The organism is Bacteroides sp. Ga6A2 (genome assembly GCF_000702225.1).
Taxonomy (GTDB): Bacteria; Bacteroidota; Bacteroidia; order Bacteroidales; family Bacteroidaceae; genus Ga6A1.
The window spans coordinates 35,171-60,247 of sequence record NZ_JNKX01000018.1 but is presented as its reverse complement, the minus strand read 5'-3'; the positions used below and the strand labels follow the sequence as shown (position 1 = coordinate 60,247).

Here is a 25,077-nt window from a genome sequence, read left to right as displayed (position 1 = left end):
TAATGAGTACGATAGCCCCATTTAGTAAACCGCTCTATGTAATGTTGAAACCTGCGGGCAGCCTCTGCAACCTCGCCTGCAAATATTGTTACTATCTCGAAAAGCAGAAGCTTTATCCGCTCGACAAGTCGAAGGTTATCAGCGATGCACTTCTTGAGGAGTTCATCAAACAGTATATCGAGGCTCAGACCATGCCGCAGGTTCTCTTTACATGGCACGGCGGCGAAACGCTCATGCGCCCCATCTCATTCTACAAGCATGCGCTCGAATTGCAGAAACGCTATGCCTACGGACGGCAGATTGACAACTGTATCCAAACTAACGGTACGATGCTGACCGATGAATGGTGCGAGTTCTTCAAGGAGAATAATTTCTTGGTCGGTGTATCTATTGACGGTCCGCAAGAGTTTCACGACGAATATCGCCGCACGCGCTCCGGAAAGCCTTCGTGGCACGAGGTGATGAAGGGCATCCGCCTTTTGCAGAAACACGGAGTGGAGTGGAACGCTCTGGCGGTGATAAACGATTTCAATGCCGATTATCCGAAGGAGTTCTATCATTTCTTCAAGGATTTGGGATGCCGCTACATTCAGTTTACACCAGTGGTCGAACGTATTGTAAAACGTGCCGACGGACTTACGCTTGCTCCCGGAATGCAGGAGGGCGGCGAGGTGACCGATTTCTCCGTTACGCCTGAGCAGTGGGGCAATTTCCTGTGTACGCTCTATGACGAATGGGTTAAGCAGGATGTTGGCGAGATTTTCATACAGTTGTTCGATGCAACTTTGGCAAACTGGGCAGGTGTGCCTCCTGGCGTTTGCTCAATGTCAGGCGAATGTGGCCATGCCGCCGTGATGGAGTTTAACGGCGATGTCTATTCGTGCGACCACTTTGTCTATCCCGAATATCGTTTGGGCAACATACGCCAGCAAACGCTCACGGGCTTGATGTACAGCGACCGTCAGCGCAACTTCGGAAAACTGAAAACCGGAACTCTTACGCGCCAATGCCGTGAGTGCCGATTCTTGTTTGCCTGCCACGGCGAGTGCCCAAAGAATCGTTTTGTACGTGATGTCTACGGCGAGCTGGGGCACAACTATCTCTGTGCCGGCTACCGCAAGTTCTTCGAGCATGTTGCAGCCGACATGGATTTCATGAAGGCGGAACTCGATGCACAGCGACCACCGTCAAACATAATGTTGAAAAATCGATAAAAACAAAAGTGAGACAAATCTCAGTTTTAACTGTTGAACAGTTCTCTATGCGCCTTGGCTGTCGGTAGACATTCAAGGCGTTTTTTTATGTTTGATATAGCATGGTCTTTCTTAAAAATCCTTACTTTTGCCATGGATTTATAAATAGAGTATCTGATATGAAGAAAATAGTATTCGTTTCCGCCTTGGTATTGATTGCTGCATGCGTTTATTTTTGCAAGTATTACAACAAAAATGAATTGTGCGGAAGGGAATTTCGTGGCTATTACAACTCATGCCAATATATGAATCTGAGTTTCTAATCGAATACTGAAGTTGTTGCGAATATTTGTTCTGCTGATTTTGTAGGACGTTTCAGCGATAATGTGTACGGACATTATCACTACAAGAAACCGTATGTTGTTATTTCTTGGAAAAAGGTGGCGTCAGATAATGACGAGTATAAAGAAGTAATTCGTTGTTCTGATTCTGTAAGGGTTGACGAATCCCTTGAATCACTCAGTTATTACGATGGTAATGTATGTTATGTAATGTCAGATAATAGTTTTTGTGGTGTGTTGAAAAATACTCCATTCCTGGAACTTCCGTATTTATTATTGCTTTGTTTTCTTCGTTTTGTATTTGGTAATTTCGTATACATCTTGTTGTTTTGCATCGTGTTGTATCTTGTTGTAAGATTTTACCGTAAAAGGAAACGTGTTAAATGATTTAAGGCAAACTAGGGTTAGGTATAAGGCTGAATTTGTAATTGTCCAAGTGAGGGGATAGCAAGGGGATAGCAAGGGGGTAGTAAGGAGATAGCAAGGGGATAGCAAGGATATGATGAGGAACTTTCTGCTATTCTCTTTTCTCATAAAACCTTTCAATTTTAATACCGAGCTGGCATAAGGTTGGAAAATCAGAAAGACGATAAAAGAACAAAGGCTTTCTCCCGAAAAAGAAAGCCTTCGCTATGTTCGTAAAAAACTACTTGCGAGTCTGAATCTTGCAGTCGGCTGGAGCCTTGGCGTTTCCGTCGAGGATAATTTCGCCAATCTCATCGGCAACGATTGTGCCCGATGTCGGATTTTTGATGCTTTTTATATATCCGCGAATGTCGGTCTGAACGGTTGAATACTCAAAGGCGCGGTCGCACTCCTTGTCGAACGTACAATTCTCCAGAACCAGATTTTGGGCATAGCACAAAGGCTGTTCGCCGCCGATGTGGCAGTTAACCAAACGCAGGTTCTTAGAGTGCCAGCCAAGATATTCGCCGTTAATCTCAGAATCGTAAATCGTAACGTCCTCAACCTCCCAAAACGAGTCTTTGGTGTCAATCTTGGCGTTGTGAATCTCAATGTTCTTGCAATACTGAAAAACATACTTGCTGTCGCATTCCAGACCGTTTACTTTTATGTTGCGGCTGTGCATTATCGGATAAGTACCCTCGTGCAGAACGACGTTGTTAAGTGTCAGTCCGTCGATGCCCCAGAACGTTTCGTCGGCATCGTTTATGGTTACGTTGTTCAGTTCCAGATTCTTCATCTCGCGGAAGAATTTAGGGCCGTTTATCACGCAGTCGGTCATCTTCATGTCGTCAGAATACCATATAGCCGAGCGCGAGCCCGGTGCAAAGTAGCAGTTAGTAATCTCCGAGCCCTTTACGTGCCACAGCGGATATTTCCCCTCGAAATAGCAGTTGCGGCATACAATGTTGCTGCATTCTTTTATGCCTGACTCTCCGAAAGTTATCCTAACGTGGTCGAGCTCAAGGTTGTGCGACTCGAACAGCGGACGCTCTCCGCCGAATACCTTGTTTGTAATCTTGTCCATTTTATCGTTGTTTTTAATATTCCCGTGGCAAACATAATAAAAATATGCGACAGGACAAAGAGAATATATCGTATTCGATATTTTTTGAACACATTAAACGATAATGTATCAAGTACAATAAAAGTAAGGTGCAGTTTGCAAAAGGTGCGTCAGTTTGTAACCTACGTTTTGCAAAACATGCTTTTGGACACTATTTCTAAGACAATTAAAAAAAATAAATGCAAAAAAATAGGTTGTAAAATAAACTTTTTGCTAAATTTGCGTGCGATTAAGGTATCTTATTTTTCCTTAATGCCTTAAAGTGCGAAACAAATTTTTTTTAATATAAAATTAGTATAAAAAGATGGCAAATTTGGATTTGACTAAGTACGGCATCACTGGTGCTACTGTTATTGCCCACAATCCTTCTTACGAGAAGTTGTTCGAGGAGGAGACTAAGGCAGGTCTTGAAGGTTACGAGGTTGGTCAGGTTACTGAACTTGGCGCAGTTAACGTAATGACTGGTATCTTCACTGGTCGTTCACCTAAGGATAAGTACATCGTTGATGATGCTAACTCTCACGATAACGTATGGTGGACTTCAGACGCTTACAAGAACGATAACCACCCAATGTCTGAGGAGGTTTGGGCTAAGGTTAAGGACATCGCAAAGAAGGAGCTTTCTAACAAGAACCTTTATGTAGTTGATGCATTCTGCGGCGCAAACAAGGCTACTCGTCTTGCAGTACGTTTCATCGTTGAGGTTGCTTGGCAGGCTCACTTCGTAACTAACATGTTCATCCAGCCAACAGCTGAGGAGCTTGCTAACTTCGAGCCTAACTTTGTTATCTACAACGCTTCTAAGGCTAAGGTTGAGAACTACAAGGAGCTTGGCTTGAACTCTGAGACTTGTGTTGCATTCAACACAACTTCACGCGAGCAGGTTATCATCAACACTTGGTACGGTGGTGAGATGAAGAAGGGTATGTTCTCTATGCAGAACTACTACTTGCCACTTCAGGGCATCGCTTCAATGCACTGCTCTGCTAACTGCGATATGAACGGCGAGAACACAGCTATCTTCTTCGGTCTTTCTGGTACAGGTAAGACAACTCTTTCTACAGACCCTAAGCGTAAGCTTATCGGTGACGATGAGCACGGATGGGACGATGAGGGCGTATTCAACCTCGAGGGTGGTTGCTATGCTAAGGTTATCAACCTTTCTAAGGAGAACGAGCCAGATATCTACGGCGCTATCAAGCGTAACGCACTTCTTGAGAATGTTACAGTTGATGCTAACGGTAAGATCGACTTCGCTGATAAGAGCGTAACTGAGAACACTCGTGTTTCTTACCCAATCAACCACATCAAGAACATCCAGCCAGGTTCATCTGCACCAGCTGCTAAGAACGTTATCTTCCTTTCTGCTGATGCATTCGGTGTTCTTCCTCCAGTATCTATCCTTACTCCAGAGCAGACTCAGTACTACTTCTTGAGCGGTTTCACTGCTAAGTTGGCTGGTACAGAGCGTGGTATCACAGAGCCTACTCCAACATTCTCTGCTTGCTTCGGTCAGGCATTCTTGGAGCTTCACCCAACAAAGTATGCTGCTGAGTTGGTTAAGAAGATGCAGAAGAGCGGTGCTAAGGCATACTTGGTTAACACTGGTTGGAACGGTACAGGCAAGCGTATCTCTATTCCTGATACTCGTGGTATCATCGACGCTATCCTCGATGGTTCTATCTTGAAGGCTCCTACAAAGAAGATCCCTTACTTCGACTTCGAGGTTCCAACTCAGCTTAACGGCGTTGCTTGGGGTATTCTTGATCCACGCGATACCTACCAGGATCGTTCTAAGTGGGAGGAGAAGGCTAAGGATCTCGCTGGTCGCTTCATCAAGAACTTTGAGAAGTACACCACCAATGAGGCTGGTAAGGCTCTTGTTGCTGCTGGTCCAAAGTTGTAATCAAATCACGATTCAATCACTTGAATTAGATAAGCAATGGCGGTGTCTCCTTCGGGAGATGCCGCTTTTTTTTGTTTAGTAAAACAAAAGTAAAAAGATAATCCTTGTTGTTTATCAATTATTTTGATAGTTTTGTACTGCTATAAAACTTTAATTATGAAAAAAATAAAATCAGCTATCTTAAGCATCCTTTTAGTGCTTGCCTTTGTGCCTACCGTGGCGCAGAATTATGAGTCTATGTGGAAAAAGGTCTATAACCTACAGAAGAAAGACCGCACGGCATCAGCCATTGCCAATATAAACAAAATTTACAGCATTGCCCACAAAAAAGGTAATGAGGTGCAGATGTTTAAAGCTATTGTTGAAAAAAATAACGGATATATAAATCCTGATTCTGCATATTCGTACATAACTCAGATGAAGTCTCTGGTTGACAATACCAGAAACGATACATTGAGACTGTTTGCTCTTACTTGTTATTTCGATATGTGTGACGATTTTGCTGATGAGACAGTATATAGAGATCCTAACGAAGTAATAGATTTTTCGTGGCAGTATGATAAATGGACAAATTATATGTTCTTTATTGAACGAAATAAGGTCTTGGACGAGATTCTTGACAATGTTGGTAAATACGCAGGTGTAAGTAACAAAAATTATAAGGATTTGATATATGTCCAAAAAGAAGATGTGCCTTTTAATCATGATATTCTGAGCACTATATGCCTTTCTTTTGCCGAAAGATGCGAATCGCGTGTTTATAAGTTTATGCTTGATGAATACGGCAAAAACAACAAGTTCGTCGATGCCGAAATATGGTCGCTGTTAAAATATGCAGCAACAAAGGGTTCTGCCGAAAACATATCCATTCTTGAGAATGCCATGCTAAATGAAAAGTACAAGCGTGCCAAACTCTATCCCGAGATTTACCTTGAGCTGATATCAAATCTGATGAATGATAACCCAAAGCGTGCTTTGGCATTGTGCGATGAGGCTATCGGCAGATTTGCCAACTACAGCCGATATAAGGAATTCCTTGGCAAAAAACGAGATATTCTGTTCCCTGAATTAAGAATGGCATTAAACGGTAATGTTTTGTATCCAAACGATAATGAAGGAAAAATTCGTGTGGAATGGAAGAACCTTGACGGCTTTAAACTAAACTGGTATAAGGTTGATACAGAAAATATCTCCAATGATGATTTGATGGCATTGTTGGCAAGCGAGAGTGATAGGTATGGGGATAAATCAAATGAATATGAGAAAAAAATTGCTGCTGCAAAAAAGAGGGCAAAATTATGTAAAACAGAAACATTTAAATTCAAGAAAAAAAGCGAGCTGAAGACAAGTGATTCTGTAATATATTGTAAAGTTCCAGAATGTGGAATATATTTTGTTGAAAGTGTGCCTTTTGAAAATACAGATGATTATATTTCAGAAGATCAGAACACAAATATTGCGTTTGTTTCTTCCTTGTCGGTTTTGGCTGATGAAATAGCCCCCAAGAAGTGTAGATTTTATGTTCTTGATTCAAAGACAGGGCATATTGCAGAAGATGCAAAAATTGTATTTAAAAGTGATTCTTTGCGTGCGGTGCACGAAGAAGATGGAGCTTTTGTTGCTTTGAACGGCAAGGGTGAACCCTTCCGCGCTGTAAAGGATGACGATAAGTATATGCCTTTTTCTTGTATTTCCACACCCTTTTATTCAACAGAAAGATTTGCAAAAAACAAGTTGAGTGCGTCTTTGTTTACAGACAGGTCTATATATCGCCCTTCTCAGACTGTACATGTAGGAGGTTTCGTTTATCGCGAACAAGGAGATACTGTCAATGTTGCCGAAAACGAGAATCTGAATGTAATAATGAAAGACGGCTCAAAAGTCTTGCAGAAAATAAGTGTAAAGACAGATTCGTTTGGTGGCTATAGTGCAGATTTCACATTGCCGGTATCTTTGACAGGGAATAATGTTGTATTGATTGTCGATAATGTAGGCGAAAAAACTAAGCGTTTGGTTGTAAAAAAAGTGACCGTAGAAGAATATAAATTGCCAGAATTCAGAGTCGAGATTGATTCGGTGAAGGAACATTATACATGGGGCGACAGTATTGTATTTTCGGGAAAAGCTGTTACATTCTCAGGAATGCCTGTTGTGAATGCCAAGGTTCGTGCTACTTTCGACGACTACAATCAAACTGATACTTTGTGGACTGATGAAGCTGGCTGTTTTTCCTTAAAGTTTAAGTTGCCAGAACAGAAAGAACGGATTTATTACAGATATATCCAGAACGATTATACTTTCAGCGCGGTTGTTACATCCGAATCAGGGGAAACCGAATCAGGAAAGATGAGAATTCGTATAAGCAATCTGCCTGTAAATATTAGCGTTTCATTCCCCGATGTGGTTCTAAATGATGCTTCGGAAGAGTTGAAGTTTTGTGCCTGTAACAGTATGGGCATAAATCAAGATATTCAAGTAAAATATAACGTTTATAAGGCTAAAAAGAAAGACAGGGTACAAGTCAAGTACGGTGAAGCTCTGTTAAGCGGAACTTTCCAGAGTAATATCGGCTTTCAGCCTATGGATATTTATAATTTGGAATCAGGCAGATATACAATCGAGGCTATATGTTATGACACAATAAAGGTTGAGAAGCAGTTTATACTGTTCTCCCTTGATGATGAACGACCTGTAGAAGATTCCGAACTATGGGCTTATGCTCCCCTGTATTTTGATGCCGACAATTCTGTAGACATACAAGTAGGCACAAGTTTTAAGGATGCTTGGATTTTTGCTGATGTTCATTCCGCAAGCAAACTTGTAGAAAGCAGAATTGTAAAATGCGATAATTCAAACGAAAACATAACATTCAAATATCTTCCTGAATATGGTGACGGAATTGTCGTAAACTTTGTTGTTGTAAAGAATGGCAAATCTTATGATAGTGAGGTTAGAATTCGCGTGCCTAAACCTGATAGAAAATTGAATCTGAAATGGCATACTTTCAGAGACAGACTTGTACCGGGACAAAAGGAAACTTGGAAACTTAGTGTAAGTAAGCCTGACGGAACTCCTGCTGAAGCACAGGTTGTTGCAACCATGTATGATGGTGCATTAGATTTGTTGCGCCCTCATTCATTGTATTTTGAATATTCTAACGATTGGAATCTTCCTTATGGCTTATGGCATTATTATAAAGGTGATTACACCATGTGGATAATACGTGATTTCAAGATAAAGGGAAGCTGTTATGTAAAAGAATATGGGTATGACATACCGATGTGGCGATGTCCTTTTTCTAATCCAGTAGTGTCTGATGTCTTGTGCATTGTAGACAATTCTTCGGATGAAGTTGAATATGAATCGATTCCTGTAAAGGCTAATTCGGCTATAAAAATGAAAACAAGAATGGCGTATTCTGCTGAAGGTGTGACAGAAAATGTGACAAATAACGCTTCAAGCACAATCGCTCCTCGCACCAACCTTTCCGAAACGGCATTCTTCTATCCGGCATTGCAGACCGACAAGGATGGCATAGCCACAATCTCGTTCACTCTGCCCGAAGGACTCACCACATGGAAGTTCAAGGCGGTGGCTCATACCCGCCAACTCGAAAACGGAACGATAAGCAGCGACGTGGTGGCGCAGAAGATGATTATGATTAAGCCGCAGATGCCGCGTTTCCTCCGCAAGGGCGACAAGGCTCAGATTACTGCCATGCTATACAACAAGAACGGCAAGTCAGTCGGCGGAACGGCATTCATCACCATCTTCGACCCTCTAACCGAGGCTGTCGTAGTAAGCAAAAAGCAAGCCGTAAGTCTGAAGGCAAACGGCTCGTCTGCCGTAACATTTGCCTTCGATGCACCAGTCGAGGATAAAATCTATGCCTGCAAGATGATTGTCGAGACAAGCCTCGGCAGCGACGGCGAACAGCAATATCTGCCAGTACTTTCCGACGAGACTCTGCTTACCGAGAGCCTGCCATTCATGTGGAAGGACAAAGGCACGCACGAAGAGTCGCTCGACAGCCTTTTCTGCGGTCAGAAGTCGGTAAACGGCAAGTACGCCATGACGGTTCACTACTCGGCAAATCCAGTCTGGTATGCGGTTCAGGCTCTGCCATCTTTGACCAATGCCGACAGTCACACATCATTCGGTGCGATGCTCGGATATTATTCATCGTCGCTTGCAAGGCACATCGCCAACAGCAATCCAAAGATAAAGTCGGTTGTAGATGTGTGGAAGCAGGACAAGACCGGGCAGTCGCTCGTCAGCGCGCTCAAGATGAATGCCGATTTAAAAGAAATCCCTCTCGAAGAATCCCTCTGGGAAGATGCCGCCAACAGCGAGACAGTCCGCAAGCAGCAAATATCTGAATTGTTCGACGAGAACAAGACAGGCTTGTCGCTCGAACGCGCCATCGACAAGCTCAAGACATTCCAGAATCCCGACGGCGGATTTGCGTGGTGCAACGGCATCAGACTCAGTTCATATTTCGTAACATCGCAGATTATGGAGTCGTTTGCCCATCTGCTTCAGCTTAGGACTTCAGAAAAGATAACGCCAGTCGAGAAAGAAATCATCTCGAAAGCCCTTGCCTACATGGACAAGGAAATCGCCGATGAACTGAAGCAGAAAGATTGCTCTGTCGAGATGATGCTCCAGTATTATCACGCTCGCACAATGCTTTCAAAACATGTTGGCTGCGACCGCGAGGCTTCGGCTTTAATCAAGAAAATCGAAGGCAGATTCGGTGATTATCTCAAAGGCCCAAGACTGCTCTCCATGTACGGACGCGCCGCCCTTTCATCGGCCTTAATCCGAAACAACCGCAAGAAGGACGCTGAGGACCTCTGCGTCTCAATCCTCGAAAATACCGTAAGCCGAAAGCAGAGCGGACGATATTTCGAAGGCAGAATGAACTTCTGGGGCAGCAACATGAAGATGGACTGCCACGCACACGTCATCGAGGCTCTGAGCGAGTGGATTAAGAACGATTCCTCGGTAGCATCCCGAACACTTCCCGACGGAACAACTTATGTTGAGGCTCTGGCACAGATGCGCGTGTGGCTTCTAAACCAGAAGCGCACGAACGACTGGGACAATCCGATGGAGAGCGCGAATGCCGTCTATGCCCTTATGTGCAATGAAAATGCCGACCTCTCGGCCGAAACAACCGGAAATAAACTAACCGTCTGCGGTCATGAGGTTGATATGAAGTCGGAAATCGCAGCCATAGGCTTCTGCAACGACAAATGGATTGCCGAGAGTACCGAAAACGCAAAACTCACTCTCGACAAGACTACCGACGGAGTTTCGTGGGGAGCGGTCTATGCCCAGTACAAAGTCAAGGATTCAGACGTGAAGCGGAAAGGCGAGGAACTCAGAATAGAACGCGAATATTTTGTTGAGCGCAACGTAAACGGCAAGGTTCAGAACATTCCGTTGCGTAACACAACGCTCGCGGTTGGCGACAGAATAGTTCAGCATATCTATCTCGTTGCAATGACCGACCTCGACTACATTCAGATAGAAGTCCCTCGCGCCGCCTGTGCCGAGCCGTCCGACAAACATTCGGGCTACAGATGGAGCGGAAGCATCGGTTTCTACGAGTCTGTAAAAGATACTAAGAGCCAGATATTCATCGCTCATCTGCCAAAAGGTCGCCATACAATCAACACATCAATGTTCATCGACCGCAAGGGTACGTATTCAACCGGCGTAGCAACCGTCCGATGCGCATACGATTCAGCCTATGGCGCACATACAGCATCTGCTGTTTTGCAAGTACGATAAATTTTATTATATTTGCATATCGTAAAAACAATAGAAGATGAAAAGACTGTTTTTAACTTGTGGTTTGATGATTGCTTGCACCGTGGCTGCTTTGGCACAACCAAAGGCTATTTTCGACAAGAAGGTCGAAGATATGGGAAATGTGCAGTGGAAGCGTCCGGCAAGCGCAACATTTACGGTTACAAACAAAGGAAACAAGCCTTTGGTAATAGCAAAGGTGAGCACAACGTGCGGCTGTACTGCCGTTGAGTGGACCGAGAAACCAATTCCGGCAGGCAAGAAAGGCTCTGTCGTGGTTACATACGATGCCAAGATGATGGGACATTTCTCAAAAGGGATAAGCGTTTACTGCAACGCCGACACCCGTCCGCTGATTCTGAAGATTGAGGGCGACGTGGTAAAGCGCGTAGTAGACTATTCTAAGGATTATCCTTACGGCATCGGCTCTGTTAGGCTCGACAGATATTCGGTCGAGTTCGAAGATGCCAACAAGGGCGAGAAGAAGGTGGCTTATCTGAAGGTTGTAAACACATCGAAGAAGGCATACGTGCCAACCCTTATGCACTTGCCAAAATATGTCACAGCCGAGGCAATTCCCGAATCGCTCGGAGCAGGGCAGGAGGGCGTGATAAAACTCACTCTCAATTCTGCCAGCCTTATGAATATGGGACTTACACAAAGTTCGGTATACTTGGCTCGATTCCCGGGCGACAAGGTGGGCGAGGATAACGAGGTGGTGTTGAGTGCCGTTCTACTTCCCGATTTCTCAAAGTCGTCGAAGATTGCACAGCAACCCCGAATTCAACTGTCAAAGAACGAACTCGACTTCGGCTCTCTTGGCAACAGAAAACAGGTGAGCGAGGTTATCACGATAACAAATAACGGAAGTTCTACGCTCGATATCAGAACATTGCAGGTCTTCAACTCGTCTGTTACCGTTGAACTGAGCACCCGAACTCTCGCGCCAAGTGAGACGGCGAAGATGAAAATCGGCATCGTTGCGAAATATCTGAAAAAAGCAAAGACACGTCCGAGTGTTCTTATGATTACAAATGATCCAAAAAGACCAAAGGTGATAATTCCTATCAAGGTGAAACATTAAAAAGAAGAGGCTGTTCCGCGAAAGAACAGCCTCTTCTCCTGTTATATTGAATGTGTGTTAAATTGCACATTGCTGAAGCACTCTGATAAGTTGATGGTCGATAGGCTTGTCGAGTTTCACCGCCTTGCTTATCGGAACATATACAATCTCGTCGTTTATGATGCCAATCATAACATTGCGCTGACCTTCGAGCAAAGCATGTATTGCTGCTGCTCCCATTCGGCTGGCAATGATGCGGTCGTGTGCCGTAGGCTTTCCGCCTCTCTGAAGGTGTCCCAATATAGACACTCTCGTATCGAACTCAGGGTTCTCGTTCTTTGTCTTCTCGGCATAGTACATTGCGCCGCCAGTCTCAGGACTTTCGGCCACAAGCACGATACTGCTGTTCTTGCTCTTGTTGAAACCGCCTTTAATGTAGTCTGAAAGAAGTTCGTCCTTTGTCTTGAACTCTGGAATGATGGCAGCCTCGCACGCGCTTGCTATTGCGCCGTTAAGTGCAAGGAAGCCGCAGTCGCGTCCCATCACCTCGATGAAGAACAGACGCTCGTGAGATGTTGCGGTGTCGCGAATCTTGTCGACTGCCGACATGATAGTGTTAAGAGCCGTGTCGTAGCCGATGGTTGTGTCGGTGCCGTAGAGATCGTTGTCAATCGTACCCGGCAGTCCGATTATAGGCACATCATATTCTTGGGCAAACAGTCGTGCGCCGGTTAGCGAGCCGTCTCCGCCAATAACCACGAGGGCATCGATATTCTCTTTCTGCATGGTTTCGTATGCTTTGGCTCTGCCTTCCGGAGTTCTGAACTCTTTGCATCTTGCGGTGCGAAGGATTGTTCCTCCCATCTGTATGATGTTGCTTACGTTTTCAGTCTTAAATTCCTTAATCTCGCCAGTGATTAGTCCTTTCCAACCATGGTAGATTCCTTTTACCTTAAAACCATTGAAAATAGCAGTTCTCGTAACCGCGCGTATTGCACAGTTCATTCCCGGAGCGTCGCCTCCCGATGTCAGAATGCCAATACATTTGATAGTTCCCATAAATCAAACCTTTTAACCTACATTATAATACCAGTTGCAAATATAATCGAAAAAAAATTTTGAATGCGTTTTTTGAAATGCAAAATTGAGATAAATGTTACAATATGTCCATATTATGCTAAAATTGTATTCAAAATGCACTCTTTGCACGATTCCATCAACCATTTTGGTGTAGATGTTGCTCCACAGATGCCAACGCTCTTCACGCCGTCAAGTAATTTGAAATCAATTTCTTTTGCATCTTCAATCAGATAACTGTTGGTGTTTACCGATTTACATTCGTTGAACAGTATTTTTCCGTTCGAACTTTTCTTGCCGCACACAAAGAAAATCAAGTCGTGCTTTGCGGCGAATGTCCTGATGTTCGGGATGCGGTTTGCCACCTGTCGGCAGATGGTATCGTAATATCTGAACTCAGTCTCGGGCGTTTTGTGGCTCTCGATGTATGCCACAATCTCGCGAAAGCCCTGAAGCGACTTTGTTGTCTGCGAGTAGAGAATGGTGTCTTTGGCATAGTCCAGTTGCTTTGCCTCTTCCAGACTCTCGATAACTATGGCTGTGCCTTCGGTCTGTCCTATTAGTCCGAGCACTTCGGCATGACCACGTTTGCCGTATATTACAATCTGTTTCGGTCTGTCCGACCGAGTGTCGTATTCTTTCTTGATGCGTTTCTGTAGACGCAGAACAACGGGGCAGGTGGCATCTATGAGTTGAATGTTGTTCTCCTTTGCCGTAAGGTAAGTCTGCGGAGGCTCGCCGTGCGCCCTCAGCAACACTTTTGCGTTGTTGAGTTTTGCGAAATCGTCGTGCTCAATGGTTATCAGACCGAGTTTTTTCAGCCTTTCGCATTCCGTGCCGTTGTGAACAATGTCGCCAAGGCAGTAGAGCGAACTGCTGCCATGCAGTTCCTCTTCAGCCTTGCTTATTGCGGTTGTTACTCCAAAGCAAAAGCCAGAACCGTTGTCTATTTCTACTTCAATCATTTCTTATGCCAGTGCTTTTGATATTATTTCCTGAAGATAAGCGTTCTGCTCGTCGATTGTCATGTTGCTGTTGTCGAAGACGATGGCATCCTCGGCCTGCTTCAGCGGACTAACCTCGCGGGTTGTGTCTATGCGGTCGCGCTCAACAACATTCTTCAGAATCTCCTCGTAACTGTTGTTCTCGCCCTTGGCTTTCAGTTCGTCGTAGCGTCTCTGGGCGCGTACTTCGGCTGATGCAGTTACAAAAAGTTTCAGTTCGGCATCAGGAAAAACGGTTGTGCCGATGTCGCGGCCATCCATCACGATGCCTTTTTCCTTTCCCATCTCCTGCTGAAGGGCAACGAGAGCCTCTCTCACAAACGGAAGGGCAGCCACAGGGCTTACTCTCGACGAAACTTCCATCGTGCGTATTTTCTTCTCCACGTTCACGCCGTTCAGGTATGTCTCCGGAACGCCCTGCTCGTTCAGTTTGAATCTTATCTGAATGTTGTTGATGTCCTTCTGCAATCCTTCTTTGTCAATGCCGTTGTCTCCGAAGAAACCATGTTCCATTGCATAAAGCGTTACTGCGCGGTACATTGCGCCGCTGTCGATATAGATGTAACCAATTGATTTTGCAATGCTTTTTGCCATGGTGCTCTTGCCGCATGACGAGAATCCGTCAATGGCTATTACTATTTTCTTCATTATCCTATTATTAAAGTTGTAATCCAAAATTAAACGTAACCGACGATGCTCCAACGTGATAGTTGGCATACGAAACGCCGACTTTTACTTTTGTCAGTTGCAAGCCTGCTCCAACAGTTGCTCCCGTCCAGTTGCTGCCGCCTTCTTCCTTCAGTTCCTTGCCTCTTGCAAAGTTATATCCGGCGGCAACGTAGAATTGGTCTGAAAGCAGAATGTCGGCTCCTAAGACAAGATGTCTGATGAATTTCTGCCCGAAGTTCAGTTCCTTGTTTCCGAGAGGGCAGAAGTAGCTGCTGCTCCAGTGGTTAAGATTTGTCAGCGTTGCCGAAAGTCTGAAAGGCGCGTGCGGCATGGTTCGCGAGATGCCGAGCTGCACATTAACTGGAAGTTTCTCGCGCGTGTCCTCAAATGCCACAATCTGTCCGCCAATGTTCTTTATTGCGAACGAAGCCGACAGACCGTCGTCCTCGTTGTAATAGTTTATTCCCAAGTCTACACCCACAGCCATCGCCGAATTCTTGTCGTAGTTCGAATAGATGATATTTCCGGTTGCGCCGCCCACCAGCTCGTCAAAGAAGAAGTAACTGTATGTAAACCCGAAAGCCATGTCCTTGCACCTGAAAGTGCCGAGCGTTTCGTCATACTCGTTTGTCTCCCTAAAGTCGCCGTAATCCAGATATCGTGCGCTCACAGCCCACGAGCCCCTTTCGCCGTGCTCCTTACAGAATGATGCTCCTGCGCATTTAGAGCCGGCAAGATATGTCATGTAACTAACGCCAACCGAGCGGTCGCTCACCGAACTCAGAAGGGCAGGATTGCTTGATACAAGCGATATGTCGTCTTCTATTATAGAAATGTTTTCTCCACCAAGTGCCGCCGAGTGTGCTGAAACCGGCAGTTTCAGAAATTGGAATACGGCGTCCGATCTCTGTGCCATTGCCCCGACACAAATCAAACTGTATAATAAGGTGTAGAGAATTTTTTTCATCCAATCTTTTAAATTCTTGCCAAAGATACATCAAATTTAAAAAAACTGAAGTATTTTTGTATCAAAATATATTTTTTGAGGTTCAGCCCTGTAAACAGAACGGGAAAACAACCGTTTTATGGCGGAAAACTGCAAAAAAAATTGTTGGTAAAAAAAAAGTTAAATCAAAATCGTGCTTAATATAAAAAAAAGTGCTACATTTGCCAACAATGGAATACAAATGAAAACAAATAAATAAAAAAATAATTATGGAAATAAAGAAAACAGAAGCCGCAGACTTGGAGAACAAGAAGTCGACCAGTTATCTGATTGGTTTTGTTCTTGTCTTTGCGTTGCTTTTCGCAGCCTTCGAATTCACAACTTATGAAAAGGCTGAGGTAATTGATACTGGTCTTGCCGATATCGTAATCGAGGAGGAAGTTATCCCAGTAACAGAGCAGAAGCAGGAAATGGCTCCACCGCCACCATCTGCACCAACTGTATCTGATGTGTTGAACATCGTTGATAACTCATCTGTAGAGGAGTCTGATATTCAGACAAACGAGGATCTTGGTGAGGCTGTCATCCCTGTAGTTCAGAAGCCAGTTGAGGCTCCAAAAGTACAGGAAGAGGAGGTTGAGGATCAGACTGTGTTCCAGGTTGTAGAAAAGATGCCTGAGTTCCCTGGTGGTATGGCTGCTTGTTTGAAGTTCTTGTCAAACAATATCAAGTACCCAACAATCTCTCAGGAGAACGGTGTTCAGGGTAAGGTTATCGTACAGTTCGTAGTTAACAAGGACGGTTCTATCGTAGACCCAGTCGTTGTACGTTCAGTAGACCCATATTTGGATAAGGAGGCGCTTCGTGTGATCTCTATGATGCCTAAATGGTCTCCAGGTATGCAGAGAGGTAAACCAGTACGTGTAAAGTACACTGTCCCTGTAACATTCAGATTGCAGTAATACCTATTATATATGTTATAAAGGCTGCCGTTGTGCAGCCTTTTCTTTTTTACTCACGCTAAAATTTATTATGTACACATCTTCGCAACTGATAGAAAAAGTTAATCAGTTTATTGAGCAGTTGCCTTATGAACGCAAGCCGTCAGGACTTTACGACCCTGTGAAATATGTCCTGTCGCTTGGTGGAAAGCGCATTCGCCCTGTCTTGATGCTGATGGCTTACAATCTGTACAAGGAAAATGTTGATGAAATAATGATGCAGGCCATTGCACTCGAAACATATCATAATTACACCCTTCTTCACGACGATTTGATGGATAAGGCTGATGTGAGAAGAGGCAAGCCTACTGTTCATAAGAAATGGAACGATAATACTGCGATTCTTTCGGGCGATTCGATGCTCGTGCTCGCTTATCAGAGAATGTTGTCAGGGCTCGATTCCGAGAATCTGAAGAAGGTGCTCGATTTGTTCACTGTAACGGCTCTCGAAATTGGCGAAGGTCAGCAGTACGACATGGAGTTTGAGACTCGCAACGATGTTACCGAAGCCGAATATATCGAGATGATTCGCCTCAAGACATCTGTTCTTTTGGCTTGTGCGCTGAAGATTGGCGCGATTCTCGGCGGTGCATCAGACGAGGAAGCCGACACATTGTACGATTACGGTCAGGAGATAGGTCTTGCATTTCAACTTCAGGATGATTATCTCGATGTCTATGGCGACCCTGCTGTGTTCGGAAAGAAGATTGGCGGCGATATTCTTTGCAACAAAAAGACCTACATGCTTATCAATGCCTTCAACAGAGCGAATGATGAGCAGAAGAAAGAACTGCAAAAGTGGGTTGATGCAAAGGAGTACGATGCGCAGGCAAAGATTTCTGCCGTAACAAAGTTGTATAACGAAATTGGCATTCGCGAGTTGTGCGACAATAAGATAAATTCATATTTTGAGTCGGCAACCGCCAAGTTCGATGCACTTGCTGTTTCTGCCGACAAAAAGAAAGAGTTGAAGCAGTTCGTAAACTCGTTGATGAACAGAAAATCGTAAGTCGATGATTATTGACACTCATTCTCACATTTATGTAGAGGAGTTTGATGACGATAGGGACGAGGCGATAAAACGTGCCAAGGAAAACGGGGTGGGGCATCTGTTCCTGCCGTGTATCGACGAATCTTCGTTGCCGCGAATGGACGAACTTTGCGCTAAGTATCCCGGTTATTGCTCGCAGATGATTGGTTTGCATCCAACCGAGTTGGGAGACGATTGGAAGGCTACATTATATAATATGTACCAACTTCTATCAGCCAATCCCGACAAGTACATAGCCGTTGGCGAAGTGGGACTCGACTTGTACTGGGACAAAAGCCGCCAGAAAGAGCAGGAAGAAGTCCTTCGCACACAGATGGAGTGGGCTTTGAAGTTCGACAAACCCCTGATGATTCATTGTCGTGATGCTTGGGACGAGTTGCTGACGGTCTTTGCCGATTACGACAAAAGTACGTTCAAAGGCGTTTTTCACTGTTTCACCGGAACGCCAGAAGAGGCAAAAAGACTGCTCGAATATCCAAACTTCAAATTAGGTATTGGCGGTGTGGTAACGTTCAAGAAATCCACCTTGCCCGAGGCATTGCAGCATGTGCCGATAGATCGAATTGTGCTCGAAACAGACTGCCCGTATCTGGCTCCAGTTCCGCATCGCGGAAAACGCAACGAAAGCGCGTTTTTAAAGCATGTGCTCGAAAAGGTGTCGCAAGTGTACGATAAGCCTTGCGAGCATGTTTCTTGCATTATCAATAACAGTATCAGAGATTTATTTGGTGTTCAGTTCTTTGAAATGTGAAAAAATGTAAAAATATTTTTTAATAAAAATGTAATTTTTACTAAGCAAAGTCCTTGTATTTCGCATTTTTTTTGTAATTTGCACCCGATTTAAGGTTTAGAAACAAATAAAATCGTAATAATTAATTTATTTAATCTTAAAAAATTTAGACACACAATGAAAAAGTTTATTGCAATTCTTGCAGTGATGGGAGTGATGACTTTTGGTCTCTCTCAGTCTATGATGGCTCAGGATTCTACAGCAACAGCTACAGATTCTACAGCATCTGAAAAGGTAGAGGAAGCAGCTCCTGCAGCAGCTCCAGTAGCAGCTGGCGAGGAGTCTTTCCACAAGAGCTTGAAGACAAAGTATATCGAAGGTGATGCAGGCTTCATGTCATTGGTAGCCGTAGCTTTGGTATTCGGTCTTGCATTCTGCATCGAGCGTATCATTTACCTAAGCCTTTCTGAGGTTAACACTAAGAAGCTTCTTGCTTCAATCGAGGAGAAACTTGAGGCTAACGACGTAGAGGGTGCTAAGGCAGTTGCTCGTGGTACTCGTGGTCCTGTTGCTTCTATCTGCTATCAGGGTCTTATGAGACTTAACGATGGTCTTGATGTAGTAGAGCGTACAGTTACTGCTTACGGTGGTGTTCAGGCTGGTTACCTTGAGAAGGGTTGTTCTTGGATTACATTGTTCATCGCAATGGCTCCATCACTCGGATTCCTTGGTACTGTGATCGGTATGGTTCAGGCATTCGATGATATCCAGGCTGCAGGTGATATCTCTCCAACAGTCGTTGCAGGAGGTATGAAGGTTGCCTTGATTACAACTATCTTCGGTATCGTTGTTGCTTTGATCCTTCAGTTGTTCTACAACTTCATCCTTATGAAGATCGAGGGTATCACAAGCGAGATGGAGAACTCTTCAGTTACTCTTCTTGACCTTATTACAAAGTACAACATTAAGAATAAGTAATTATTAACTGACGAATAACATGAAAACAGAGAAAATTTCATCTCTTGTACTGTATGTTGTATTCGCAGTAATCATACTTCTTTTTGGTGTATTCTTTACTTATGGATATGACAACCAGTACGTTGCAAATCCAAAGTTCAACGATCCTTTGATGCTTGATGGCGTAATGATACTTATGTATGCTATGGTTGCTATCACTGCATTGTTGATTGTTTGGAGTTTGGTTAAGAGCTTCGTTCAGAACATGGGCGGTCCTAAGGGTGAGAACCTTTCAGGTGTTCCTGGTGGAACAATTTCAGCAGTATCTGTTGCAATCTTGGTTGTTTCTTTGCTTGTTGGCTTCTTTGCTCCAAGCGAGACAATCGTTGCAAATGGTGATGTAGTTACTGATACTACTGCTATTGCATTGGCTGATCACTTCATCTGCTCAATCTATGTTCTGTCTATTGTGGCTCTCGTTGCTATGTTTTTCAACATGACAGGCATCATGAAGAGAAAATAACATTTATTGTAGAATTATTAAAAAACTAAGAAAATATGGCGAAAAAAGGAATGCCCGAACTGAACACCAGTTCAACGGCCGATATTTCCTTTATGTTGCTTATCTTCTTCTTGATCACTACTTCCATGGCTACGGATCGTGGTTTGGCACGTCAGTTGCCACCTCCACCAGATCCAAACCAGAAGCCGGATGACGATCAGAATAAGGTTAAGGAGCGTAACGTTCTTAAGATTCGTATGAACTCACAGGACTACCTTATGTGTGGTGATGAGTTTATCAGTGTTCTTCAGTTGAAGGACAAGGTTAAGGAATTTATCAAGAATGTTGACGATAAGCCTAACTGGCCTGAGAAGCATCCTGCAAACATTCCACTCATCGGAGAGGTTATGGTAACTTCAAAGCACGTAATTTCTGTACAGAATGACCGTGGTTCAAGTTACAGAGCTTACTTCGAAGTACAGAATGAAGTAGTACGCGCTTACAATGAGTTGCGTGATGAATTGGCTAAGTCACAGTTCCACAAAAAGTCATACGCTGAGTGTACAAAGGAGGAGCAGAAAGCAATTCGTGAATATTACCCTCAGAAGATCTCTGAGGCTGAACCAAAAAGTTACGGAGGACATTAATTATGGGTAGATTTAAAAAATCGAATCGCTCAATGCCAGCGATGAACACTTCATCACTGCCTGACTTGATTTTCTCAATGTTGTTCTTCTTCATGATGGTAACCACTATGCGTGAGGTTACTCTTAAGGTTCAGTTCCGTGCTCCTCAGGGTACTGAGTTGGAGAAACTGGAAAAGAAGTCTTTGGTAACTTTCATCTATGTAGGTGCTCCTACCAAGGAACTACAGAAGAAGTTCGGTGCTGAGACTCGTGTACAGTTGAACGACAAGTATGCAGAGCCTGCTGATGTGCAGGACTATGCTACTCAGGCTCGTATGGATATGAAGGAAGAGGATCAGCCGTTTATGACTGTATCTTTGAAGATTGACCAAGATACTAAGATGGGTGTTGTAACAGATATCAAGCAGGCTTTGCGTAAGGCTTATGCTTTGAAGATCAATTACTCAGCAACATTGCGTCAGTAATCAATCTTAACTGAAATAAAAAAGGCGACTGCATTTTGCAGCCGCCCTTTTTTGTTTTTTTATAGTTTCTTAACTGCCAGCCTTACAAGAATGAAACTTGCAACGATGCTTATCAGCAGTGTAGGTATGTAGGCGATATTGGAGTCTATTTTGCAGATCTCTACGAACAAGTGCATAAGTCCGAATCTGACTACGAAAAGGTTTATTAGATGTGCTGCCAGAACGCCTATCGCGTTCTTTTTGTTCGGCTTGCTTTTGAACGTCCACAGCACTGTCATGAAATAATTTGCTATGAATGATATTGCGTAGCCGCTTACGAGTGCAATCTGGTATATTGTAAACTGTTTGACCGTGAAGAATATGCAGGCATCGATTCCTGTTGATATTCCGCCTACGATGCAGAATTTTACGAATTCGAAGAGTTTTTGATTCTCCTTCAGTGACTTTATTTTTTCGTTCATAAATATATTTATTTGCTGTTGTAAACTTTGTTTCGCGGATGATGAAGCAGAATTTCCTCACGTAGACGGCTTTTGTCGAGGTGAGTGTATATTTCAGTCGTCGCAATGCTTTCGTGCCCTAGCATGGCCTGTATTGCCCTCAGATTGGCACCTCCTTCGAGCAGATGCGTGGCGAATGAATGGCGGAACGTGTGCGGACTTACTTGTTTCTTTATTCCGGTGACGGCGATAAGCTGTTTTATGACGTAAAAAATCATCACTCTGGTAAGGTGCTTGCCGCGCGTAAGGCTTACGAAAACGTAGTCTTCTTCGCCTTTCTTTATGTCAATTTGGTTTCGGTCGGCAAACCAAGCCTGCAATTCGCTTACGGCTCTTTCGGAAATCGGGACAAGCCTTTGCTTTCGGCCTTTGCCCGTTACCTTTATGAATCCTTGTTCCAGATAAAGGTCGGAAATAAGTAGGTTGCACAGTTCGCTTACGCGCAATCCGCAGCTGTAAAGAGTTTCGATGATGGCTCTGTTGCGCTGTCCTTCGCCCTTGCTCATGTCGATGGCATTTATCAGCGCATCAATCTCTTCTAAACTCAGTATGTCGGGCAAATGAAGGCCGATTTTAGGCGATTCTAACAGTTCGGTAGGGTCTTGCCTTATTTTCCCTTCGAGAAGCAGAAAATGATAGAAGGAACGCACGCCCGACAGGATTCTGGCTTGTGAGCGCGGATGGATTCCGACGTCGGCAAGACCGGCGGCGAAGTTCTCTAACTCGTCTAACGATGTTTCGAGTGGATTGATTCCTTCGATTTGCTGGTATGCAAAAAGCTTTTCTATATCCGAAAGATAGGCATTTGCTGTGTTTTGCGTGTACGAGCGTTCGAGCAGAAGATATTGCTTGTAGTTCTCTCTAAGGTCGTTGGTGAGTTCTACAAAATCCTTGTTCGTCATCAGTTTTTCTTCTTTTCTTTGACAATAGATGTAAGAGGATGGCGGTTGCCTTTAATTTGGTTAAGGATAACCTTTGCAGAACCGAAACTCAGAAACATGTCGAGTCTGATTGGAATATGGTTCTTGTCGTTGGTTATGTAGAATGTGATGACTTCTTTCTCCTTGTTTTTTTTGTCGTATTCAACGAACGAGAAGACAAGTGTGTTGTATTTCTTCTTGTCGTTAACTTCGATAACTTTTTTGCCTCGGTAGATAACCGTTTCGTTTACGATTTTGCTGCCCTCGGTCATCGGGAACTTAATTTTGTAGCCAACCTTGTATTTGCTTGCGTCGAACGAGCGTGCTTGCAAAAGCATGCTAACCATATCGTAGATGCAAGAATTGCTGTTTAGTTGCTCCTTGCTGACTACGCCTTTTGAACTGACATGGCGATTGTTAATTACATTTTTCCCTTCGGGATATGTGTACCAGACCTCGTCGATGTAGTATCGCTTGCCCTCGCGTGCTGCCTTTTTGTAATAGAGCGGCACAAGTTTGTCGGTGCAATAAGAAACGAGTGTATCGCGGAAGATGAAAATCTTGTCCGCCTGCTTGCTTCCGCGTGTTATAAGATTAGCTTTGAATGCCGATTTCCCGTGGTATCTCGTCTGTGTGATATCCATCTGGGCAGAACCTGCTTTTACCCATACAAACTTCCAGTTGTAGTATAGGTCGTAGTTTAAGACTTCGCCGTGCTTAAAGGCTTCGTTTTCTCGTTCGCATTGCGCAGTGCTACTCAATGAAAGCATGAGCATGGCAATAAGTAATGTCCATCTCATAATATGGTTCTTTTTAGTTATTTCTTGTTGAATTTTCGCTCGGCATTTCTGTTTTTGATGCTCTTTTCGCGGTCGGGCTTCTGCTTGGTTATCTCCAGAGGCTTCTGTTCCGTCAGAGGCGTGTCGAGCGGATTCCACGATTGTTCAATCTCCCAGCGCGCTTTCAGTTCGAGCGACTTCGGATAGTAGAAGACCGTTTCGGCCTGTGTGCGCGAAGCGTATTCGCCTGTATCCCAAACGCCGTTATTGTTCTTGTCGATGAACAGACGCATATAGTAAACGCCCGGCTTTATATAGTAGAAATCGGCTTCAGACTGTTTGTTGAGTTTTGCCTGAGTAACAACCTTGTCGCCCTTGTCCAAAAGTTGCACGATGGCGCATGTGTCAACGCCGCTGACCTTGACGTAAAGCGAACTGAATTCGTCGAGCGACGAGATTGAAATCTTCTGCTTTGCCTCTTTCGTCACGTTTCCGTACAATCCAGTAAAGGCTGCTGAATCGACCGTCAGTTCGTAGTTGCGCTCTGGCAGCCATTCGGCCATGAGCGTATATCTTCTGATGTTGGCAGAATCCTGTTCAATTTCGAACGGCTCGTCAACCCAAAGTGTGTCCTTTTGAATCTTCAGATGGAATGCCGAATTGTTGATGTTCACGATAGGCTCGCCAAATGAAAAGTGGATATTCTCGTTCGCGCCCATCTTCGAGCCGCCGCTCATCTTCATTTCGAGAGGGTCGGCATGCATGATGCTGTCGATAGGCTCATCCTTGCCTTTGTGCTGCTTCTTCTGTGCCTTGAGCCAGTCTTCGTACTTCTTGTTTTGCTCCTTACGAATCTTCTCCATCGTCTTTTTAGAAGCCAGATGGAGAGTATCGGTTGTCGGAACGAGATTGCCGAGTGTGTCGGTACCCATGAATTTTACTACCATGTCGAGCGTGTCTTTCTGGTAGATGAGAGAATCCTTAATCCAGAAATGCAGCGTATCGTTGGTTGCCGAAAATTCCTTTATGAAAGCATCTTCGGTGTTGAAGTTCAGACCTTCGATTGCTGCTGGTTCGTTTGCTGGGGCAGTAAAGAAGAGTGAAAACTTATTCGGTGTAAGTCTTTCTGTCTTAGTTAGATATTGGTTCGTCTGCTTTTCGGTGAAAAGCGTAAGTACGATATCATCGGGCATGAATCTTGTGCACGGAACGGTTACAACCGAGTCGAGACGGCTGTGGTCGTTCTTGTGCCAGATAGAGTCAGTTCTTGTGCTCGGCTCTGATTTTGGAGTGATGATGCTGTCGTTGAACGCTATTCCTTCGCTTTTCTGATTGAAGAAATAGTTTTGGTCGGCATCGTTCAGGGCATAGATTTTGTATTGCTTATTGCTTGCAATGCCCTTTATCACGAACTGACCTTTGGCGTTTGTGCGCGCAATACGTTCGAGCGGTGCAGTGGTGAATACCGTATCGCTTAGGTTTGAATATAATCCGACCAATGCACCTTTCACCGGTTCAAGATTCATTGCGTCGAGCACGGTTCCTGAAACCTCCATCGTGTCGATGCTTGCGCCTGTAGAGAACGAATAAGAATAGTTTCCCATCGGGTTGCCTTCGTTATTGTCCTGAATACAGTCGCCAAAATCGATGGTATAGGTGTAATCGGTCTTTAAAGTATCGAAAAGTGTGACGATGATTTTCTTGCCGTTTGCCTTGATGTCGGCAGGCTCGGCTTGCGGAGGCGATATTACAACCTTCTCAGAAGCCCCGTCGAGCTTGATGAACTCGTCAAACTCAATCGTAACTTTCTTTGTCGAGGTGTTCGTTGCCTTGTCGTTCGGAGTGCAGCGAACAACCTTAGGCGGCTCTTCATCATAAGGACCGCCGTCGGGACTGCTGATGCTTGCGCAACTGTGTATCAGCAATATTGCCACAATGCAGAAGACAGCAGACAGATATTTGTAATAAAGCCTCTTCAC

At 44.3% G+C, this 25,077-nt stretch carries 20 protein-coding genes; 11 read left to right on the top strand and 9 right to left on the bottom strand.

The genetic code is table 11. The annotated features are described in order from the left end of the window. Positions 1-2: 2 nt before the first annotated feature. A complete protein-coding gene (locus T538_RS0106395) occupies positions 3-1,214 on the top strand; it encodes an anaerobic sulfatase-maturation protein (protein WP_031532709.1) in 1,212 nt (403 codons plus the stop codon). Positions 1,215-2,180: 966 nt separating this feature from the next. Here T538_RS0106395 and T538_RS0106390 read toward each other — a convergent pair. Beyond that, positions 2,181-3,026 carry a DUF3737 family protein gene (locus tag T538_RS0106390; protein ID WP_031532710.1) on the bottom strand — a complete coding sequence of 282 codons (846 nt, stop codon included), beginning with the start codon at positions 3,024-3,026 and terminating at the stop codon, positions 2,181-2,183. 343 nt (positions 3,027-3,369) lie between these two features. Here T538_RS0106390 and pckA point away from each other — a divergent pair, with 343 nt between their 5' ends. The 3 genes from pckA to T538_RS0106375 all read left to right on the top strand — a co-directional run bounded on the left by pckA (position 3,370) and on the right by T538_RS0106375 (position 11,872). Beyond that, positions 3,370-4,971, top strand: coding sequence for a phosphoenolpyruvate carboxykinase (ATP) (pckA, locus tag T538_RS0106385; protein ID WP_031532711.1), 1,602 nt, complete (start codon positions 3,370-3,372; stop codon positions 4,969-4,971). A gap of 156 nt (positions 4,972-5,127) precedes the next feature. After that, entirely contained in the window at positions 5,128-10,770 is a 5,643-nt protein-coding gene (locus tag T538_RS0106380; protein ID WP_031540919.1) for an alpha-2-macroglobulin family protein, read from the top strand. Between the two features lie 37 nt (positions 10,771-10,807). Then, the gene (locus T538_RS0106375) at positions 10,808-11,872 is read left to right on the top strand and encodes a DUF1573 domain-containing protein (protein ID WP_031532713.1); all 1,065 of its coding nucleotides are present in this window, start codon (positions 10,808-10,810) and stop codon (positions 11,870-11,872) included. A 57-nt stretch (positions 11,873-11,929) separates the two neighbouring features. Here the strand turns inward: T538_RS0106375 and pfkA are convergent, their stop codons facing one another. From pfkA to porQ, 4 genes are all read right to left on the bottom strand, one after another. After that, positions 11,930-12,910, bottom strand: coding sequence for a 6-phosphofructokinase (pfkA, locus tag T538_RS0106370; RefSeq protein WP_031532714.1), 981 nt, complete (start codon positions 12,908-12,910; stop codon positions 11,930-11,932). 113 nt (positions 12,911-13,023) lie between these two features. Continuing rightward, entirely contained in the window at positions 13,024-13,893 is an 870-nt protein-coding gene (locus T538_RS0106365) for a 4-hydroxy-3-methylbut-2-enyl diphosphate reductase (protein ID WP_031532715.1), read from the bottom strand. Between the two features lie 3 nt (positions 13,894-13,896). Continuing rightward, positions 13,897-14,580 carry a (d)CMP kinase gene (gene cmk, locus T538_RS0106360; RefSeq protein ID WP_031532716.1) on the bottom strand — a complete coding sequence of 228 codons (684 nt, stop codon included), beginning with the start codon at positions 14,578-14,580 and terminating at the stop codon, positions 13,897-13,899. Positions 14,581-14,590: 10 nt separating this feature from the next. Then, positions 14,591-15,517: a type IX secretion system protein PorQ gene (gene porQ / locus T538_RS0106355; RefSeq protein ID WP_231497070.1), complete on the bottom strand. Its 927-nt coding sequence runs from the start codon at positions 15,515-15,517 to the stop codon at positions 14,591-14,593. A gap of 299 nt (positions 15,518-15,816) precedes the next feature. Here porQ and T538_RS0106350 point away from each other — a divergent pair, with 299 nt between their 5' ends. From T538_RS0106350 to T538_RS0106320, 7 genes are all read left to right on the top strand, one after another. Next, the gene (locus T538_RS0106350; protein WP_031532718.1) at positions 15,817-16,509 is read left to right on the top strand and encodes an energy transducer TonB; all 693 of its coding nucleotides are present in this window, start codon (positions 15,817-15,819) and stop codon (positions 16,507-16,509) included. Positions 16,510-16,579: 70 nt separating this feature from the next. After that, positions 16,580-17,557 carry a polyprenyl synthetase family protein gene (locus tag T538_RS0106345; RefSeq protein WP_031532719.1) on the top strand — a complete coding sequence of 326 codons (978 nt, stop codon included), beginning with the start codon at positions 16,580-16,582 and terminating at the stop codon, positions 17,555-17,557. Between the two features lie 4 nt (positions 17,558-17,561). Next, complete coding sequence (locus T538_RS0106340; RefSeq protein ID WP_031532720.1) at positions 17,562-18,350, top strand: TatD family hydrolase; 789 nt, start codon at positions 17,562-17,564, stop codon at positions 18,348-18,350. A 156-nt stretch (positions 18,351-18,506) separates the two neighbouring features. Next, positions 18,507-19,307, top strand: coding sequence for a MotA/TolQ/ExbB proton channel family protein (locus T538_RS0106335; protein WP_031532721.1), 801 nt, complete (start codon positions 18,507-18,509; stop codon positions 19,305-19,307). 19 nt (positions 19,308-19,326) lie between these two features. After that, positions 19,327-19,809 (top strand): hypothetical protein, encoded by a 483-nt coding sequence (locus tag T538_RS0106330; RefSeq protein WP_031532722.1) that lies wholly within the window; start codon positions 19,327-19,329, stop codon positions 19,807-19,809. Between the two features lie 35 nt (positions 19,810-19,844). Beyond that, positions 19,845-20,435: an ExbD/TolR family protein gene (locus T538_RS0106325; protein ID WP_031532723.1), complete on the top strand. Its 591-nt coding sequence runs from the start codon at positions 19,845-19,847 to the stop codon at positions 20,433-20,435. A 2-nt stretch (positions 20,436-20,437) separates the two neighbouring features. Then, on the top strand, positions 20,438-20,899 hold the full coding sequence (locus tag T538_RS0106320) for an ExbD/TolR family protein (RefSeq protein ID WP_031532724.1): 462 nt from the start codon (positions 20,438-20,440) through the stop codon (positions 20,897-20,899). Between the two features lie 59 nt (positions 20,900-20,958). Here the strand turns inward: T538_RS0106320 and T538_RS0106315 are convergent, their stop codons facing one another. The 4 genes from T538_RS0106315 to T538_RS0106300 are packed head-to-tail and all read right to left on the bottom strand — an operon-like array spanning position 20,959 to position 25,077. Continuing rightward, positions 20,959-21,360 (bottom strand): GtrA family protein, encoded by a 402-nt coding sequence (locus T538_RS0106315; protein ID WP_031532725.1) that lies wholly within the window; start codon positions 21,358-21,360, stop codon positions 20,959-20,961. 8 nt (positions 21,361-21,368) lie between these two features. After that, entirely contained in the window at positions 21,369-22,301 is a 933-nt protein-coding gene (gene xerA, locus T538_RS0106310) for a site-specific tyrosine recombinase/integron integrase (RefSeq protein ID WP_031532726.1), read from the bottom strand. Then, positions 22,301-23,119, bottom strand: a complete 819-nt coding sequence (locus T538_RS0106305) for a DUF3108 domain-containing protein (RefSeq protein ID WP_034538924.1) — start codon at positions 23,117-23,119, stop codon at positions 22,301-22,303. Before T538_RS0106305 ends, xerA begins: the two co-directional genes overlap by 1 nt. Before the next feature lie 17 nt (positions 23,120-23,136). Then, on the bottom strand, positions 23,137-25,077 hold the full coding sequence (locus T538_RS0106300; protein ID WP_031532728.1) for an Ig-like domain-containing protein: 1,941 nt from the start codon (positions 25,075-25,077) through the stop codon (positions 23,137-23,139).